20 protein-coding genes are annotated in these 17967 nt (G+C 59.2%); 11 read left to right on the top strand and 9 right to left on the bottom strand.

Annotated features, from left to right (window positions below; translation table 11 throughout):
* The first annotated feature begins 116 nt into the window (after positions 1 to 116).
* Complete coding sequence (locus BLR69_RS06350; RefSeq protein ID WP_071495557.1) at positions 117 to 1124, top strand: DNA-binding protein; 1008 nt, start codon at positions 117 to 119, stop codon at positions 1122 to 1124.
* Here the strand turns inward: BLR69_RS06350 and gorA are convergent, their stop codons facing one another.
* Together gorA and galU are read right to left on the bottom strand one after the other, a co-directional pair.
* Positions 1125 to 2483, bottom strand: a complete 1359-nt coding sequence (gene gorA, locus BLR69_RS06355; protein ID WP_071495556.1) for a glutathione-disulfide reductase — start codon at positions 2481 to 2483, stop codon at positions 1125 to 1127. It abuts the gene before it with no gap.
* 105 nt (positions 2484 to 2588) lie between these two features.
* Positions 2589 to 3428: a UTP--glucose-1-phosphate uridylyltransferase GalU gene (galU, locus tag BLR69_RS06360; protein ID WP_003212579.1), complete on the bottom strand. Its 840-nt coding sequence runs from the start codon at positions 3426 to 3428 to the stop codon at positions 2589 to 2591.
* Between the two features lie 310 nt (positions 3429 to 3738).
* On the opposite strand from galU, the gene BLR69_RS06365 reads away from it, so the two are divergent.
* Together BLR69_RS06365 and BLR69_RS06370 are read left to right on the top strand one after the other, a co-directional pair.
* Positions 3739 to 3924, top strand: a complete 186-nt coding sequence (locus BLR69_RS06365; protein ID WP_012724166.1) for a hypothetical protein — start codon at positions 3739 to 3741, stop codon at positions 3922 to 3924.
* Positions 3925 to 4066: 142 nt separating this feature from the next.
* Positions 4067 to 4348 (top strand): hypothetical protein, encoded by a 282-nt coding sequence (locus BLR69_RS06370; RefSeq protein WP_058427877.1) that lies wholly within the window; start codon positions 4067 to 4069, stop codon positions 4346 to 4348.
* Positions 4349 to 4357: 9 nt separating this feature from the next.
* On the opposite strand, the gene BLR69_RS06375 is transcribed toward BLR69_RS06370, so the two are convergent.
* The 4 genes from BLR69_RS06375 to BLR69_RS06390 form a co-directional block, all read right to left on the bottom strand.
* Entirely contained in the window at positions 4358 to 4588 is a 231-nt protein-coding gene (locus BLR69_RS06375) for a hypothetical protein (RefSeq protein ID WP_058427876.1), read from the bottom strand.
* Positions 4589 to 4664: 76 nt separating this feature from the next.
* Positions 4665 to 5582: a c-type cytochrome gene (locus tag BLR69_RS06380; protein WP_071495555.1), complete on the bottom strand. Its 918-nt coding sequence runs from the start codon at positions 5580 to 5582 to the stop codon at positions 4665 to 4667.
* Positions 5579 to 6226, bottom strand: coding sequence for a c-type cytochrome (locus BLR69_RS06385; RefSeq protein ID WP_071495554.1), 648 nt, complete (start codon positions 6224 to 6226; stop codon positions 5579 to 5581). The genes BLR69_RS06380 and BLR69_RS06385 overlap by 4 nt, the downstream gene beginning before the upstream one ends.
* A 173-nt stretch (positions 6227 to 6399) precedes the next feature.
* Complete coding sequence (locus BLR69_RS06390; RefSeq protein ID WP_058427873.1) at positions 6400 to 6753, bottom strand: hypothetical protein; 354 nt, start codon at positions 6751 to 6753, stop codon at positions 6400 to 6402.
* A gap of 213 nt (positions 6754 to 6966) precedes the next feature.
* Between BLR69_RS06390 and BLR69_RS06395 the strand changes: the two genes are divergently transcribed.
* From BLR69_RS06395 to ada, 4 genes are all read left to right on the top strand, one after another.
* Positions 6967 to 7269: a DUF1883 domain-containing protein gene (locus BLR69_RS06395; RefSeq protein ID WP_003191319.1), complete on the top strand. Its 303-nt coding sequence runs from the start codon at positions 6967 to 6969 to the stop codon at positions 7267 to 7269.
* A gap of 25 nt (positions 7270 to 7294) precedes the next feature.
* Positions 7295 to 7462, top strand: a complete 168-nt coding sequence (locus BLR69_RS30905; protein WP_012724160.1) for a hypothetical protein — start codon at positions 7295 to 7297, stop codon at positions 7460 to 7462.
* Positions 7463 to 7466: 4 nt separating this feature from the next.
* Positions 7467 to 8132: a DNA oxidative demethylase AlkB gene (gene alkB / locus BLR69_RS06400; protein WP_071495553.1), complete on the top strand. Its 666-nt coding sequence runs from the start codon at positions 7467 to 7469 to the stop codon at positions 8130 to 8132.
* A 75-nt stretch (positions 8133 to 8207) separates the two neighbouring features.
* Positions 8208 to 9260, top strand: a complete 1053-nt coding sequence (ada, locus tag BLR69_RS06405; protein WP_071495552.1) for a bifunctional DNA-binding transcriptional regulator/O6-methylguanine-DNA methyltransferase Ada — start codon at positions 8208 to 8210, stop codon at positions 9258 to 9260.
* Here the strand turns inward: ada and BLR69_RS06410 are convergent.
* Both BLR69_RS06410 and BLR69_RS06415 read right to left on the bottom strand, forming a co-directional pair.
* Positions 9257 to 9718, bottom strand: a complete 462-nt coding sequence (locus BLR69_RS06410; RefSeq protein WP_134434908.1) for a GyrI-like domain-containing protein — start codon at positions 9716 to 9718, stop codon at positions 9257 to 9259. The two genes, ada and BLR69_RS06410, sit on opposite strands and share 4 nt — an antisense overlap.
* An 11-nt stretch (positions 9719 to 9729) precedes the next feature.
* A complete protein-coding gene (locus BLR69_RS06415) occupies positions 9730 to 10323 on the bottom strand; it encodes a CGNR zinc finger domain-containing protein (RefSeq protein WP_071495550.1) in 594 nt (197 codons plus the stop codon).
* Positions 10324 to 10553: 230 nt separating this feature from the next.
* Here BLR69_RS06415 and BLR69_RS06420 point away from each other — a divergent pair, with 230 nt between their 5' ends.
* Positions 10554 to 11375 (top strand): alpha/beta fold hydrolase, encoded by an 822-nt coding sequence (locus BLR69_RS06420; RefSeq protein WP_371858620.1) that lies wholly within the window; start codon positions 10554 to 10556, stop codon positions 11373 to 11375.
* A 109-nt stretch (positions 11376 to 11484) separates the two neighbouring features.
* Positions 11485 to 12555 (top strand): NAD(P)H-dependent flavin oxidoreductase, encoded by a 1071-nt coding sequence (locus BLR69_RS06425; RefSeq protein WP_071495548.1) that lies wholly within the window; start codon positions 11485 to 11487, stop codon positions 12553 to 12555.
* On the opposite strand, the gene BLR69_RS06430 is transcribed toward BLR69_RS06425, so the two are convergent.
* On the bottom strand, positions 12552 to 16307 hold the full coding sequence (locus BLR69_RS06430) for a hypothetical protein (protein WP_071495547.1): 3756 nt from the start codon (positions 16305 to 16307) through the stop codon (positions 12552 to 12554). The genes BLR69_RS06425 and BLR69_RS06430 overlap by 4 nt on opposite strands.
* Positions 16308 to 16569: 262 nt before the next feature.
* On the opposite strand from BLR69_RS06430, the gene modA reads away from it, so the two are divergent.
* Positions 16570 to 17283, top strand: a complete 714-nt coding sequence (gene modA, locus BLR69_RS06435; RefSeq protein ID WP_172832148.1) for a molybdate ABC transporter substrate-binding protein — start codon at positions 16570 to 16572, stop codon at positions 17281 to 17283.
* Positions 17284 to 17964, top strand: coding sequence for a molybdate ABC transporter permease subunit (gene modB, locus BLR69_RS06440; RefSeq protein WP_071495545.1), 681 nt, complete (start codon positions 17284 to 17286; stop codon positions 17962 to 17964).
* Positions 17965 to 17967 lie beyond the last annotated feature (3 nt).

Raw genomic sequence — 17967 nt, forward strand, 5'->3', positions numbered from 1 at the left:
ACGGGATAATACGCCAATATCCTATCTGTTAAATGATGAATTTAAACAAGTTTTTATACGTGATATAGTATGTATATACATACCACGTACCACATTACGAAATCGACGGAGACCCCATGGCTCGCGGCGGCATCAACAAAGCAGTAGTTCAAACGGCCCGCTTGGCAATCCTCGCTCGCGGCGAGAACCCCAGCATCGACGCAGTGCGTATCGAGATGGGCAATACCGGCTCGAAAACCACCATTCATCGTTATTTGAAAGAGCTGGATGAAAGCGAAACCCGCACCACCATCACCGAAGCGCCGATCGACGACGAGCTTGGCGAACTGGTGGCGCGACTAGCCCAGCGCCTGAAAGAGAAAGCCCAGGAGCCAATCGACCTGGCCCTGGCGCAGTTCGAACAGCAGAAGGCCGCCCTGCTCGCCCAGGTGCAAGCCCTTGAGGAGATCCATGGCCAACTCCAGCAGCAGTTCGATATCCAGGCCGCCGCCCTGACAGAAGAAAGCGCCGCCCTTCAAACCGCCAGCACCAGCCTGCAAACCGAGCAAACCCGCAACGCCGGGCTGAGCCAGGCGTGCAGTGACTACGAGCTAAGGATCAACGACAAGGACGAGCAGATTCGTTCATTGGAAGAAAAGCACCTGCATGCCCGGGACGCGCTGGAGCATTACCGCAATGCCATAAAAGAGCAGCGCGAGCAGGAACAGCGCCGCCATGAAGGCCAGTTGCAACAGGTACAGGCAGAACTGCGCCAGGCCCAACAGAACGCCATGGTGCGCCAGGATGAAATCACCCAACTGCATCGCGACAATGAGCGGCTGTTGATTGAGCATCGGGTGACAGCGAAGGAATTGACCGCACTGCAGGAGCAATCCCGCAAGGATCAGGCCCAGCAACTCAAGCTGACTGAACAGCTAAGCCTGATTGACAGCGAACGCACCCTGCTTCAGGAGCGCCTGCGGGTAGCGGCGCTGGAGAGCCAGTCATGCCAGGAAGCGCTGGGCGAACAGCAGCACGTCAATAAAACCCTGGAACTGGCGCTGATCAAGGCCCAGGCCAGTGTCGAGGCGTTGCGCCTGGCTGCCGCCGTTGCAGCGGCGCCAGAGGCAACACCCAAGGCCTGATCAGCCCGCTACAGGCGTGCGCATGGTGACGAACTCTTCCGCCGCCGTCGGGTGCACGCCGATAGTTTCATCGAAATGCTGCTTGGTCGCGCCCGCCTTGAGCGCGATCGCCAGGCCCTGCACGATTTCCCCCGCATCCGGGCCGACCATGTGGCAACCCAGCACTTTGTCGGTGTCGGCGTCGACCACCAGCTTCATCAGGGTCTTTTCCTGGCACTCGGTCAGGGTCAGTTTCATCGGCCGGAAACGGCTTTCGAAGACCTGCACCTTGTGGCCCTTTTCTTTCGCGTCTTCTTCGGAGAGCCCCACGGTGCCAATGTTCGGCAGGCTGAACACCGCCGTCGGGATCATCTTGTAATCCACCGCACGATACTGCTCAGGCTTGAACAGGCGACGCGCCACGGCCATGCCTTCCGCCAGGGCAACCGGGGTCAATTGCACACGACCGATTACATCGCCGATAGCGAGGATCGAGGACTCGGCGGTCTGGTACAGGTCATCCACCTCAACGAAGCCCCGCTTGTCGAGCTTGACGCCGGTGTTCTCCAACCCCAGGTTATCCAGCATCGGACGCCGCCCCGTGGCGTAGAACACGCAATCAGCCTCCAGCACCCGGCCGTCTTTCAGGGTGGCCTTGAGACTGCCATCGGCCTGCTTGTCGATGCGCGCGATGTCGGCATTGAATTGCAGGTCCAGGCCGCGCTTGGTCAGCTCTTCCTTCAAATGCGTGCGTACCGAACCGTCGAAGCCGCGCAGGAACAGGTCGCCGCGATACAGCAACGAGGTATGGGCACCCAGGCCGTGGAAAATACCGGCAAACTCAACAGCGATGTAACCACCGCCGACCACCAGCACACGTTTGGGCAATTCCTTGAGGAAAAACGCTTCATTGGAGCCAATGGCGTGTTCGTGCCCCGGAATCTCCGGAATCTGCGGCCAACCACCCGTTGCGATCAGGATGTGCTTGGCGGTAAAGCGCTGGCCATTGATTTCGACCTGATGCGGGTCCACCAGGCGCGCATGCCCTTCATGCAGGGTCACGCCACTGTTGACCAACAGGTTGCGATAGATGCCATTGAGGCGATTGATCTCGCGATCCTTGTTGGCGATCAGGGTGGCCCAATCAAAATTCGCCTCGCCCAACGACCAGCCAAAACCGCTGGCCTGCTCAAAATCCTCGGCAAAATGTGCGCCGTACACCAACAATTTTTTCGGCACGCAGCCGACGTTGACACATGTGCCGCCCAGGTAGCGGCTTTCCGCCACGGCCACCTTGGCACCAAAGCCTGCGGCAAAACGTGCCGCACGCACACCGCCGGAACCGGCGCCAATTACATACAGGTCAAAATCGTAGGCCATTTCTCTCTCCTCGGCAGGCAACCAGCATACCGACTTACATGGGGCTGAAAAACGAAAAAGCCACCCGAAGGTGGCTTTTTTGGAACAGGCTGCTTACACGGTGAATCAGTAAGCCTTGCCAGTCTTGTAGAAGTGCTCGTAGCAGAAGTTGGTCGCCTCGATGTAACCCTCGGCGCCACCGCAGTCGAAACGACGACCCTTGAATTTGTAGGCAATCACACAGCCGTCTTTGGCTTGCTTCAACAGGGCGTCGGTGATCTGGATCTCGCCACCCTTGCCTGGCTCGGTTTCCTCGATCAACTTGAAGATGTCCGGAGTCAGAATGTAACGACCGATGATCGCCAGGTTCGACGGAGCATCTTCCGGCGCCGGCTTCTCGACCATGTCACGTACGCGGATCAGGCCATCACCGATGTCGTCGCCGGCAATCACGCCATACTTGTTGGTTTCCTGAGGGTCGACCTCCTGGACCGCAACGATGGTGCAACGATACTTCTGGTACAGCTTGACCATCTGGGTCAGTACGCCGTCGCCTTCCAGGTTCACACACAGGTCATCCGCCAGGACCACGGCGAACGGTTCGTCACCGATGAGCGGGCGGCCGGTCAAGATCGCGTGACCGAGGCCTTTCATCTGGGTCTGGCGGGTGTAGGAGAACGAGCACTCGTCCAGCAGTTTGCGGATGCCGACCAGGTATTTTTCCTTGTCGGTGCCCTTGATCTGGTTTTCCAGCTCGTAGCTGATGTCGAAGTGGTCTTCCAGCGCGCGCTTACCACGGCCGGTCACGATGGAAATTTCGTTCAAACCGGCATCCAGTGCCTCTTCGACGCCGTACTGAATCAGTGGCTTGTTCACCACCGGCAGCATCTCTTTGGGCATGGCCTTGGTCGCTGGCAAGAAGCGAGTGCCGTAACCGGCTGCTGGGAACAAGCATTTCTTGATCATATGGGTCCTTACAAAGGGCTGTGCGTACGGAATTCGGCGCAGTCTAATCAGGCCGCAGTCACCTTACAATGGGTCCTGCTGGCGTTGCGATGTCATCATAGAGAAAAAATGTCGGCGTAAGTTCCGCGCATCTTACGAAGCGCATCGGCACCGGCACGGCCAAAAAAGCCTGCACCTCCGTATTTCCAAGGGCTACGACCTTTTTAGCATGCTTTTACGGCTGCAACACTGACCTAGAATAACTTGCGCGTGCCCGCGACATTTGGCGCTATCATTAGGCCCTTGAACCAGACCACGAGATACTTGATAGATGTCAGAACCAAAAGGCGTGAACGGCTACCTGATCACCAAGCGAGCGGACGGTTGGCACCTGATCAACTTCCACGGCGACAGCGTCGCCGGCGCATTCGCCAGCGAAAGCCAGGCTATCGCTGTAGCTGAGGTGTTTGTGGATGAAGCGGGCCACGCTTCGAGCAAACGGCCCAAGGGCAAGTAAACGTCAACGCCCTGTGCAAAAGGCCCCGGTGAACGGGGCTTTTTTGTGTTTGTCTGTACGTAGATGGCAGTTCGCTATAATCTCGCCGAAACGCCCCACGACAGTGTCAGCGCCCTTCCAACACCCTCGATGATGAACCTACATGAACAAGATTCTGGCACTGACTGCAGCACTGGCGCTCGCCGGATGCACCACCACCTCTGACGTCTACCTGAAAAACGGTGAGCAAGGCCTGACCATCGACTGCTCGGGTGAAGCCAATTCCTGGGCCAGTTGCTATGAAAAGGCCGACGCTTCTTGCGCAGGCACCGGTTACCGTATCGTCGGCACCGAAGGCACACCTTCGCTCAAGGAAAGTGAAAAGACCCTGGGCCAGGACGTCGGCAACTTCAAAAGCCGTAGTGTCGTGGTGGTGTGCAAGTAAGCGTCGCGGCTACAGCTGGATATCGGCGAACTTGATACCCAGGCCACGAATGGTCTCCACCAAGTCATCCAGCCGTGGGAAAGACTCGACTTCATCCTGATCGTCCACCAGGAAAAAGCTGCGGCCGCCGCTTTTCTTGAAGAATACGATCCACTCCCCCAAGTCGGCCGGATTCTGAATGATATGAGTGGCTGATATCTGGCCTTCGGCCTGGCGAGCCCTGACGTGTTCACGCTTCATAAAAGACTTCCCGAAAAAACAAATGCCGCACAAACCGAGGGTTTGCGCGGCATTTTTGCATTGAATGGCCGAGAGTTTAACGGATGCCCTGCCCAATCAGCACGCCTTCTACGGTTTGGCCGTAGAGATTGATGCCGTCATTGGCGTGGAATTTAACCCGAGTCTTCTCCACCGAGCCGTCAACTAGCCGCGGGTCCTGCGGTCGTTCGTGGCTGTTGACGTAGGCCGCAACGTCCCACGCTTGCTGGTCGCTCAGGCTGCCGCCCTTGCCCAATGGCATGTTGTGCTTGATGAAGGACGCCGCCGTATTGATGCGGTGCATGCCGGCGCCCCAATTGTAGGAATCCTTACCCCACAACGGTGGCATCACGTAGCTGTCACCGACCTTCTGGCCCTGACCTTCGACGCCATGGCAGACCGCGCATTGCCCTTTGTACACCTCGGCGCCTTGGGCGATGTCGTAACCCTTGGCCGGCTGCGCCACGTCGGGATAACCCCGGCCCGGCAACTCAACGCCTAAAGGCGCCTTACTGGCCAGCCAGTAGGCATACACCGACAGTGCAGTGATTTCGGGGCTGTCAGCGGCCGGCGGCGTACCGCCATTCATGCTGAACTGGAAACATCCCTGCAATCGCTCGGCAAAGGTATTGACCTTGTCGTTCTTCTTTCGGTACGCCGGGTACATCGGGTAAGCCGCCCACAACGGCGCCGAATTGGCCAGGCGCCCCTGGTCCAGGTGGCAATTGCTGCAATTGAGCCCGTTGCCGACAAATTTCGGCGCCAGACGCCGGGTATCCACGAACAGCGCATAGCCATCCTTGACCAGCTTGCCGTAGGCGTTGTCGGGCAGCTCACTTTCCTGAGGTGGCTGGAATTGAGTGACCGGTGCGTGGCCAGCGACAGGTTGCAACTGCGATTGGTCTTCCATCGCGATCGTGGCCGCGTGGGCGGACGGCATGCCCAACAGACCCAAGGCCAATATCAGCGGACTCATGGCTTGGCCTCCCACTTCAACGCTGCGAAATACTGGGCGACACCCTGCACTTCTGCCGGGGTCAGGGCTTTGGCGATATGCCCCATCAAGTCATTCGGATCATTGTGACGGGTTCCGTTTTGCCAAGCCGTCAACTGGGCCGCCAAGTAAGCGGCAGGCTGACCGGCCAACGGTGGAAACGCATCGCCGACACCCGTACCAGCTGGGCCATGACAACTGGCACACGCTGGAATTTGCCGCTCCCACGCCCCCTGCTGCGCGAGTTTTTGCGCAGCGTCGACAGGCATCTCGCTGCGATGAACCGCTTGCGGGACCGCGCCAGGCATGACCGCCAGCGCCTGACTGACCGCGTCGATTTCAGCGTCGGTGAGCGCAGTCGCCAAGGGTTGCATCACCGGGTTGGCGCGACTGCCGCGCTTGAAGTCTTCCAGTTGTTTACGCAGGTAGGGTGCAGGCAAGCCCGCCAACCGGGGGAAACCCGCTGCGGCCAGCCCTCCACCATCGGCACCGTGGCAGGCGACACAGGGCATGGCGCCGGGCTGCGAACCGCCTTCGGTGAAGATCTTCTTCCCATCCAACGCGCTGGCATTGCCCAGTAGCAACATCAGCGCACTGCCCACCAGTACTCGTTCCAGAGACATCATCACGACTCCATTTTTATAGTTATATGCTTAGGCGTTTATGGCATAAGCCTACAAATGGTAGGGGAATGAGCCCCTCGCGACAACTCCCAAAACGCGCCATCAAAAAAAGCCCGGCCCCACAATGGCGGGGCCAGGCTTTTTGATCGGATTCGAAGTGGCTGGGTAAAACGGCGTTATGAGCCGGAAATGCACTCTTCACCGGCCTTCTTCACATCACCGGGACGGATCGGCACATTGGACATGCTCTCGTAGAGCTTGATACTGCTACCACTGGAACGGTCTTCGATCTCGAAAATCGCCGACGGGTCAGCCGAGAATTTCTGCGGCACGATCACCTGCACACCGTCCTTATGGGGCTCGATCTGCGGCGGGCGGCGCGTGGCGGATAGTTTGCGCACGACACAGGCAGCATATTCCTGCGGCTTCTTCCCGGAAATGACCGCTAGGGTCGGCGGGGTCTGCTTGATATCTGCAACCGAAGCACACCCACCAATCGCCAAGGCCAGAACCAACACACTCCACTTCATACAAAACCTCCGATAAAGATCCTACGACAGCGGGGATGGTATTTTTCTCCCGCCCACGTAGGATTTATCCCTGATAACTCGGTAAATAACTGTTTTAAATTGTCGACGTCGTTGAAGACGGGCCGATAATAAACGCGCTGGGGCTGATAAACTCCATCTTAACCTACGTATCGTTCTGATTTTTCAGAAAAAGCCCTTCTGGAGACACCCCCCATGAAATTCATCCACCAGCGCGAGCACCTCAACGAGGGAGACATTGTTGTCATCGAATGCTCGCAGACTTGTAATATCCGTCTGATGAGCGATGCGAATTTTCGCAGCTTTAAGAATGGCGGTCGTCACACTTACCACGGTGGCGCATTCGACAAGTTCCCCGCCAAAATCACCGCACCGAGCACTGGGTTCTGGAACATCACCCTGGACGTGGTCACGCGCCGAGCCATCAGCGTGACCCGCAAACCTGCGCTGTCCCACAAGATCCGCATTGTGCGCCGTACCAGCTCCAAGCTGAGCTGACCCGAACACCCCACAGGACATGACCGTGACCGCCACTACCAAATACGTGATCAAGTACAAGCTCAACGGCGAACGCCGTTTTGAGTTCGCACAACTGCAAACCAACAGCGTCGAAGAAGCCAAGCAAGCGCTGGCGAAAATTCACGATGCCAGTGATGAAATCACCGACATCAATGTGAGCAAGGCGCTGTAAGCCGATGTCCGGCCCCACCGAAGATCTGTTCGCCGACGACGCCTTGCAGCAACCCGCTGGGTGCGAAAAAATTGGTGAACAGTCCTACGTATTAAAGGGCTTCGCCCTGCCCTGGATTGAGCGTCTTCTGCCAGAACTGCGACGGGTATTGGCTCAATCACCGTTTCGGCAAATGGTCACACCGGGTGGTTTTACCATGTCGGCGGCATTGAGCAGTTGCGGCGAGCTGGGCTGGACTACCGACACCTCCGGTTACCGTTACTCACCCGTGGACCCACGTAGCCAGCAATCCTGGCCGCAGATGCCGGATACCCTGCGCCAATTGGCCGTGCAGGCGGCTGAAGAGGCCGGTTTCCTTGACTTTTCCCCGGACGCCTGCCTGATCAACCGCTATGTACCCGGCGCAAAAATGTCGCTGCATCAAGACAAGAATGAGCGTCGCTACAGCGAACCGGTGGTGTCCGTCTCGCTCGGCCTGCCGGCGATTTTTCTGTTTGGTGGGCACGCGCGCAGCGACAAGACCCGCAAAGTCTCGCTGTTCCATGGCGACGTGGTGGTCTGGGGCGGCGTGGACCGCCTGCGCTTTCATGGTGTGATGCCGATCAAGGAAGGCATGCACCCGGTAATGGGTCCGCAACGCATCAACCTGACCTTTCGCACCGCCGGCTGATTTGACCGCAAGCTTCAGAGTGCCAGGTGTTCGCGACCCGGCTAATCTGGCCGGGATCCGTCAAGAGTGCCGACCATGACTACCGAACAAGACCCGCGCTGGGCTGCCATACTGGCCCGCGACCCCAAGGCCGATGCGCTGTTCGTCTACGGTGTGAAGACCACCGGCGTGTACTGCCGCCCCAGTAGCGCGTCGCGCTTGCCGCGTCCGGAAAACATCGAGCTCTTCGACACCCCGGCGCAGGCCGAAGCCGCCGGTTATCGTGCCAGCAAACGCGCGGCCGGCGACCAGACCCAGCTCGCAGCGCAGCATGCACAACTGGTGGCCGACGCTTGTCGGCATATCGAACAGGCCGACACCCCGCCCAGCCTGAACACGTTGGCGCAGCACGCCAACCTCAGCCCTTTTCATTTTCACCGTGTGTTCAAAGCCGTCACTGGCCTGACACCCAAGGGTTATGCCAGCGCCCATCGCTCGCGCAAGGTGCGCGAGGGTCTCAAGGGCGCGCACTCGGTGACGGATGCACTGTATGACGCCGGCTTCAACTCCAACAGTCGCTTTTATGAATCCGCCGACAAACTGCTTGGCATGAAGCCCAGCGACTACAAGGCCGGCGGCACCAATACGGCGATCCTGTTCGCCGTCGGGCAGTGCTCACTGGGAGCGATCCTGGTGGCGCAGAGCGCTCGCGGCGTCTGCGCGATTCTGCTGGGGGATGATCCGGACCAACTGGTGCGCGAGCTACAGGACCAATTTCCCAACGCCGAACTGGTGGGCGCCGATCCGAGTTTCGAGCAACTGATTGCGCAGGTCGTGGGGTTTATCGAAGCACCCGCGCTCGGCCTGGACCTGCCACTGGACCTGCGCGGCACGGCATTCCAGGAACGGGTATGGCAAGCCTTGCGCGAGATTCCAGCGGGCAGCACGGCCAGCTACGCGCAGATCGCCGAGCGCATCGGCGCACCGAAGTCGTTCCGTGCAGTGGCCCAGGCCTGTGGCGCCAACAGCCTGGCGGTGGCAATCCCTTGCCACCGCGTGGTGCGCAGCAATGGCGAGCTGTCGGGCTACCGCTGGGGTGTGGAACGCAAGCAGCAGTTGCTCGCCCGAGAACAGGCGTCGAAGACCTAGCGGATCCCGATGTGGATCAACGCCAGGTCGTCCGCCTGGTAAGCCTCGAAATCAGTGACAAAGGCACGGGCCTGCGCGCCAGGCTGCTGGAAGTAGGTCCAGATCTGTTGCCAGGTGCTGATGATCGCCTCTGGCATCTGGCCACGGGCTTCGAACACCAGGTAGCGTCCGGGTACTATCATAAGGCTTTCGAACCCATCCGCCGGCTCAACGGTGGCAACGCCCGCTGTCACGTCAAACTCGCCATGCGCATCCGACTCATAGTCGCTGTACACCCCATAAACGGGTGACGCCGGCAGTTTTCCCGGGATGCCCTCGTGCAGTCCCTCACTGAAAAATCGCTGCCACATCGGGCCGATCTTCGCACTGGACGGTGTCATCTCATCCGCGTTGCGCGTACGTACTTTCAAGCCCGAGACGCGGATTGCCGCGATGTGTTGCTCCTGAATGTTGTGCAAAGCCATCTCCTTTAAAGCTTCAGTTTGCGTTTACGAAATTCAGCGACCTTATGCCGATTGCCACATAACGCCATGCTGCACCAGCGGCGCTTGTGGGCCTTGGTGCGATCATAAAACCACAAGATGCATTCCGGATGCTCGCAGCGCCGGATCAGATTGAAATCCCCTTCCACCAACAACGTGGCGGCCGCCTCGGCAATCGGCGCCAGGAACTGTTCTGCCGTCTGCTGCTTGCGCTGGCGCTCAAGCGTTGGCGTCTCGCCAGCACGCCATACCAACTGCGGATGGCTCACTGCCTTGCGTAAAAAGCTGTTAAGCGCCGCCGGATTGCCGGGTTGTTGCGCTTTGCGCGCAGCCACCAGCGCACGAATCACCTCGCGCAGCTCCCGTGCGGCGCTGAGCAAGGCGTCCGGTTCAAACAACGGGATGCCGTTCTGTTCAACCCAATGCAGGCGCACCAGCCAGGCGGCTACGTCGGCATCGGTCTGCCAGAAATCCCACGGCACGCCGTCGATATTCGCAAGAGTGTTGAGCATGTCCAGCACCGGATCGTCGGCTAGTACGTAAGGTTCCGAGGGGGCGGTAGTGGGTGGGGAAAGGGTCATGGGCAATCCTCTTGTGAGCGCCTACATCGTAACCGCTATTTCAATATCAAGATAGTTACCAAACACAAAAAGCTAACCTGAATAAATTATTTGACAGGTTACGAAATTCGGCGCAGCTTTTTAAAACTGTAACCCGTAAATCAATTCAATCAAGTTACAAAGGGCTCTCCATCGTGACCACTCAAACCCCTGTCATTCACTACCGCCACATCGATGCCGACGGCGTGCGCATGTTCTACCGCGAAGCTGGCGCTGCAACGGCACCGGTCATCTTGCTGCTGCACGGCTTTCCCAGTTCGTCGCACATGTACCGCGACCTGATCCCCCTGCTCGCCACGCGCTTCCGGGTCATTGCGCCGGACCTGCCAGGCTTCGGTTTCACCGAGGTGCCGGCCGAGCGCGATTACGTCTACAGCTTCGATAACCTGGCAATCACAGTCGGGCATTTTGTCGATGCGCTGGCGTTGAGCCGTTACGCTCTGTATGTCTTCGACTATGGCGCGCCGGTGGGCCTGCGCCTGGCCGTGGCACATCCGGAACGGGTCAGCGCGCTGGTGTCGCAGAACGGTAACGCCTACCTGCAAGGCCTGGGTGATGCCTGGGCGCCGATTCGTACCTATTGGGCCGAGCCGAGCCAGGCCAACCGCGAGGTGATCCGCAACGCAGTGATCAGCCTGGAAGGCACGCGCTACCAGTACCTGCACGGCGTAAAGCAGCCAGAGCGGGTAGCCCCGGAATCCTACATGCTCGATGTACTGCTCATGCAGCGCCCCGGCAATGACGAGATCCAACTGGACCTGTTCCTCGACTACCGCAACAACCTTGCGCTTTACCCGGCGTTCCAGGCGTTCTTCAAGGCCACGCACGTACCGACGCTGGTGATCTGGGGCCAGAACGACCCATTCTTTATCCCGCCAGGCGCCCATGCCTATAAAACCGACAACCCGAATGCCGTGGTAGAACTGCTCGACACCGGCCACTTCGCGCTGGAAACCCATGCAACCCATATCGCCGAACGCATTCACGCCGTGCTGGGCGACGCCATCGATTGATGATGCACCACGAAACGACGCGTTCGTCCAGTGAATAAAACAGAGTGGCCGGGGGCCATGGGCCCTGCTAAAACAGCGAAAAGCCTCACTAACGCTGGAGACGCATCCCATGAGCACCTGGCCAGACACCCGCCTTCTCGACCTGCTGGGCATTGAATTGCCGATCATCCAGGCTCCCATGGCGGTGGGCACGACCACCGCCATGGTCATCGCCGCCAACCAGGCGGGCGCGCTGGGCTCATTGCCGGCAGCGGCACTGAGCCTCTCGCAACTGCGCGAAGCGCTGATCGCCATTCGCCAGGCCAGCCCGAGTCCGATCAACGTCAATTTCTTCTGCCACCAACCGCCCGCGCCAGACCCTGAGCGTGATCGTCGTTGGAAGGCACTGCTGGAACCCTACTACCGCGAACTGGGCGCCGACTTTGATGCGCCCACCCCGGTTTCCAATCGCGAACCGTTCAATGACGCGGCGTGCCAGGTCGTCGAAGAATTCCGCCCAGAGGTGGTCAGCTTTCACTTTGGCCTGCCGGAAAAGTCCCTGCTGGACCGTGTTAAAGCCACCGGTGCCAAAGTGCTGTCCTCGGCGACCACTGTTGAGGAAGCCATCTGGCTGGAACAGCACGGTTGCGACGCGATCATCGCCATGGGCAGTGAAGCCGGCGGGCACCGTGGCTTGTTCCTCAGTGATGACCTCAATACTCAGATCGGTCTGTTCGCCCTGTTGCCGCAAGTCGTCGACGCCGTCAGCGTGCCGGTGATTGCCGCTGGGGGCATCGGTGATGCGCGTGGGATTGTCGCGGCCTTTGCGCTTGGCGCCTCGGCGGTGCAGATTGGCACGGCGTATCTGTTTACTCCCGAAGCCAACGTCACGGCATCACATCACTATGCATTGCGCCATGCCCAGGCCAGCCAAACCGCGCTGACCAATCTGTTCACCGGTCGCCCGGCACGGGGCATCGTCAACCGGGTGATGCGCGAGTTGGGCGCGATCAACCCGGCCGCACCGGCGTTCCCCACCTCCGGCGGTGCGCTGATACCGCTCAAGGCCAAGGATGAAGCGGGCTTCAGCAACCTATGGTCCGGCCAGGCACTGCGCCTGGGCAAAGACACCACGACCTATGAACTGACCCGCGAATTGGCGGAGCAAACGCTACAGCGCCTTGCCCGCTTCGGCCGCTAGAACAGCACCGCGTCAACCGGCTCAAACCCACTGAGCCGGCTTTCGTGGGCCGGGCTCAGCACCGCAAAACGGTTCTGGCGCAGTGCGCTGATGCCATACACCACCCGCGCAAAGTGCTCGTTGTCCTGGGCATAGGGCTGGCTGCGCAGGATCAGGGCAAAAAAGCACTCGGGCTGACGAGCAAGGTCCGCGCCGCGAATGGACGCCAGCCCTGTGGCGAACAACGCGCGGCCACTGGCGGCTGACAAGCGCCCGAAACTCACCGAACGGGAATGATGAAAGGCAAGCTCGGCGTCCGTCTTGGCCTGCTCGTACAACAGGTCCAGTGCTTCTATCGCGAAAAGACTGACGGAGGCCTTGTCGCCAGTGACATACCGTTGCACGAGTTGGCGCACGCCTTCGCGCCACTTGTCATCTTCCTGCTCGGCGCGCATGGCGATCCAATCAATGCAGTCCACTAACGCGTCACCGCCTGCGGTGAGGTTCGCCGGCAATCCTGATTGCAGCATTTCCAGGTGCATCAGCGCGTGTTGCACCATGGCAGCTTCTGCGCTCATGACCTCGCTTATCAGGTCGAGAATCTCCGGCTTCGGCTCCCCTTGCCAGGTTTGCAGGAGGCCCAACAGTTGCGTCCGCAGGTCGCGAACGGCTTCGACGCCAAGGGTACGGCGCAACAACTCCTCCGACTCGTTCACCAGGCTGGTGAGGTTACTGACCTGGCTCAACAGGTCAGCCTGGCTGAACGAATGGAGCGTTTCCTGTGCGGGCGCGGAGTTGTCGAACGGGCTAGGGCCGAGTTGGTGGAACACCTCGCTCCACAGTCGCTGGATCTGCCGGTGGATCTGTTCCGTATAACGCGACGGCAAGTTGATCACGCTGCAACTGCCTTGGTTGAAAAACCCTGCCCAACTGATGCCCAGTGCAAAGACGCCATCGACCTCATGACTGGCGTGTGCCAGCGATTCATAGAACTTGTAGCAGACCACTTTATTCTGCAATCCAGGCAGCGCCTTGAGGTACTGCTCCCAACTACCCAGCGTGCCGAAATAGATGCGCTTGTCGGCGTCCGGATCAAGATGGCTGAGGGCGCTGTCCATGATGGCGGTATCACCCTCGTGACGCAGACAGAGCGCAAAGTGCGGTTGCGGTTGGTTGTCATGCAGTTCGGAAAAAACCAGCAGGCCAATCCCCTGGACCTCCCAGCCGTTCTTCAACAGGTGTTCGGCGCAGCGGCTGGCCTGGGTGTAACCACAGGTGCTGGAAACCTCACGGTAGCCCGTCAGCTCGGCCAACTCATTGTCACTACGGAAAGTCTTGCGCAAGCGCTCACGCATCGCTGCCAGCCAGGTGGGCGTAAGCAGGAACACATCCTGGCTGTCGTCATTGAGCGCTACGCTAGCCGGTGTATCGACGGGCTGCGGTACGTTCAGCACGGGCACGGCAAACTTGGCGGCCAGGGTTGACTGCTTGAGCAGGACACGCAGCTTGCGGCTGGCGACAGTCACGTCCACCCCCAGATCGACTAGCCCGAGCAACACCCCCAATTTGCACTCATGAATGTAGGCCGCGTACTCCTCCGGGCGATCACTGTTCTGCGCCAGTGCATAGTCAAAGCTCACGTCGCTGATGTTGGCGACGAACCGGATCATCCCTGACAGTAACAGCGCACCCAATCCACCGGTGGGGCCAATGGACGCGATGACCAATGCCGACACCACCCGCACAAGGCTTTTGAACATGCCTGTTTTTGCGCGGCGCCGCTCTTCGTCGGAAGAAAACACGGCGTAGTCCATCTGCTGCTTGATTTCCGCGATGGCCGCCTGGCGCAACTCAAGCGCAAGGTCTTCGGTGGTTCGAAACGTAATCGGTTGCGGTGGAAAGCGTCGGTAGTGATAGCCATAGCGTTTTTTTCGAGGGTGGAAATCCTTGCGCGTCAGGCTGAATTTATCCACCGGCGGCAGGTGCGCACCGATGAAGGCCATCAGCTTCTCACTGGGTTGACCTGGCGCCGTACTGGGCTGCCATTCAACCCACTTGGGGCCTGCGATATTCAGCGATACCAGCAACGCTTTGTTCGACGAAAACGCCACGACCAAGGCGTTCGGCACCACCTTCTCCTTGAACAGCAACGCCTGTGGCTTGAGGTCGCCCTTCAGGTATCGAAAGGCGACTGAGCGCAATTCAGCGTCCTGCTCTTTGGTATCCGCCAGGAACTGGCCAACTCGAACCCGGGCGACGGCATCGCAGGTGTCATCGAACAACTTCTTGAAGTCTGCACTATGGGAAAGGCTGTCGACATCGACCAGGAATTCCGCGACCAGGGTATCCCGCAAACCGGACAACGCTTTGATTTCGGAGGGTGACAGCGGCTCGCCGTCCAAATGTATTTCGCCGACTTTTTCCCGGTAAAACGCACTGCGCTGTGGCTCGCCGATCATCACCTGGGCGAAGGAGAAATATTTGTAGCGCGGTGGACTGTAGGCCGACATGCCCGACGAATGCATGGGGTAACCCACCAGGTACTTGTAGCGAAAACGTTTCCCGGTCTTGATCCGCTCGGTGGTTCCGTTCGGCAGGCCGGTCTTGGCCAGGCAACGTTTGACCAGCGATTGAATGTAGGTCTCGGTGAGCTGGGCGTTGCCCACGCTTCGGGCCAGTCCGTCCCACTTCTGCCAGGCCCTGGGAGCTCTCGGCAGTTGATCGACGGGCGGAAGGCGTTGTGGCCATTGGGTGAAGTCCCGGGCGACGATCTGTACAGTAATCAATGCCTGCGCCGCATCATTTCGCACATACCAGTGGTTTTCCTGATCGCTGCTGACCGAGATCAATTGGTCGTCGGCCAGCACGCCACAGTTGACCCATTGGCAGCGATGATTCATGTAGACGCTCAAGTAATAGCCCCATTTGGCTCGCGACCAATAGGCCTGCGGGATATTGACGGTGTAGGTCTGTTCCGCAGGTGTTCCTGGCAGTCGCCGCAGGGTCACGACCACGCATTGATCGACGCCGATATCGATGTCGGGCAGCACCACTGAACCGGAGACCCAGCGGGGCAGAATCATAAAGTCGACATCGGCGACGGGCTCGTCGAAGGGTACAAGCCAAACCTGGTTCTTTGTCGGGTCCCTGGAATAGTCGATGTAGTCCCCCGACCGCGCGCCAATCCGCAAACCGGGCCACGCGGTACTGATAGCCTTGGGCCAATCCTTTAACGACAACGCGATCAACGGCACATCGAACCAGATCTTCGCCAGCAACCGGTTGGTGGTACTCCAGACACTGCACAGCACCACTTCGGTCTTCACCAGGTTCCTCTCGGGCAACACCAGGGTATAGGACGTGCCGGTGGTAACCCTGGATTGACTGGCGGTACGGATGCTGTCGAGAAAGAATCGAGTGAACGTCAGTTGCTCGGCGACGGCCCCGTAATAGCGTGGCATCCGGGGTTCGACCCGTACTGCGGTTTTTTGCCATTTGCCAACGAAGTTCTTCCAGTCATAACGATCATTAAGCAAATGCCACAGCGGCACTTCTTCCCAGGCCTCAATAATCGGCGCCTGGTCAGTGTCGTCACGGTCGGCGTAGACCGAGAACTTCACCGGCACCCTGGAAGTGGTCTTGATCAGCGCCTTGGCCTCTGGCGCCAGCCTGGACCGTTGCAGGACACGGTCATCGATCCAGTGCTGTATCTGGCTCTCGGACGAGGCAAGGCTGGTCGCCCCGACGCTCACATAGGCGTAGCTTTTCTCCATGGGTTGTTCCTTCCCGAAAGCGCCTCACTATCCTTGCATCGGCGGCCCATGGATGTAGGTCACCCTTAGAGCGTTGCAGAGAAATCTCGGCGCATCGACGACGGCTTTTTTTCTGCTTGCCATTTATTCGCTATATACCTATACATACAGCGACTTGCAGCCCTCCAGCACTTCTCCAACTACACAGGCATCGGAGCCGTATATGACCTTCAGCACCACCCCGCGTTTAGTATCGACCTGCCTGGCGACGTGGATCGCCCTGATGGCCACCGCCGCCCACGCCGATGAAGTCCAGGTGGCCGTGGCCGCCAACTTCACCGCGCCGATCCAGGCGATTGCCGCCGACTTCGAAAAAGACACCGGGCATAAGCTGGTCGCGGCCTACGGTGCTACCGGCCAGTTCTACACCCAGATCAAGAACGGCGCGCCATTCGAAGTGTTCCTGAGCGCCGACGACACCACCCCGCAGAAGCTTGAAAGCGAAGGCGACAGCGTCAAGGGTTCGCGCTTCACCTACGCCGTCGGCACCCTGGCACTGTGGTCGGCGAAGGACGGTTACGTCGACGCCAAAGGCGACGTGCTGAAGAAAAACCAGTTCAAGCACCTGTCGATTGCCAACCCGAAAGCCGCACCCTATGGCCTGGCGGCCACCCAGGTGTTGGCCAAGGAAGGTCTGACCGACAAGGTCAAGGACAAGATTGTCGAAGGCCAGAACATCACCCAGGCCTATCAGTTCGTGTCCACCGGCAACGCCGAGCTGGGCTTTGTGGCCTTGTCGCAGATCTATAAAGACGGCAAAGTCACCAGCGGTTCGGCGTGGATCGTTCCGGCGTCCATGCACGACCCGATCAAACAGGACGCGGTGATTCTCAACAAGGGCAAAGACAGCGCCGCTGCCAAGGCGTTGGTTGAATACCTCAAAGGGCCTAAAGCCGCTGCCGTCATCAAGTCCTATGGTTACGAGCTGGCCAAGTAAATGCCGTTATCGAGTGCCGATTTTTCCGCTATCTGGTTGACCATCAAACTGGCTTCACTGACCACCGTGATCCTGCTGGTCATCGGCACTCCGATTGCCTTGTGGCTGTCGCGCACCCGTTCCTGGTGGCGCGGCCCCATCGGTGCGGTCGTCGCCTTGCCGTTGGTGCTGCCACCGACGGTGATCGGTTTCTACCTGTTGTTGACTATGGGGCCCAATGGCTACTTCGGCCAGTTCACCCAATGGCTGGGCCTGGGCACCCTCACCTTCAGCTTCGCCGGGCTGGTGATTGGCTCGGTGATCTATTCCATGCCGTTTGTGGTGCAGCCGTTGCAAAACGCCTTCTCCGCCATCGGCACACGCCCGCTGGAAGTGGCCGCGACCTTGCGTGCCAACCCGTGGGACACGTTCTTCACGGTGATGTTGCCCCTGGCCCGACCCGGCTTTATCACCGCCTCGATCCTGGGCTTTGCGCACACCGTCGGCGAATTCGGCGTGGTGCTGATGATCGGCGGCAATATCCCGGACAAGACGCGCGTGGTCTCCGTGCAGATCTACGACCATGTGGAAGCCATGGAATACGCCCAGGCCCATTGGTTGGCCGGGTCCATGGTGGTGTTCGCGTTCCTTGTGTTGCTGGCGCTCTACTCCAGCCGTAAAACTAGGATGGGCTGGAGCTGATGT

Source organism: Pseudomonas azotoformans (assembly GCF_900103345.1).
GTDB lineage: Bacteria > Pseudomonadota > Gammaproteobacteria > Pseudomonadales > Pseudomonadaceae > Aquipseudomonas > Aquipseudomonas azotoformans.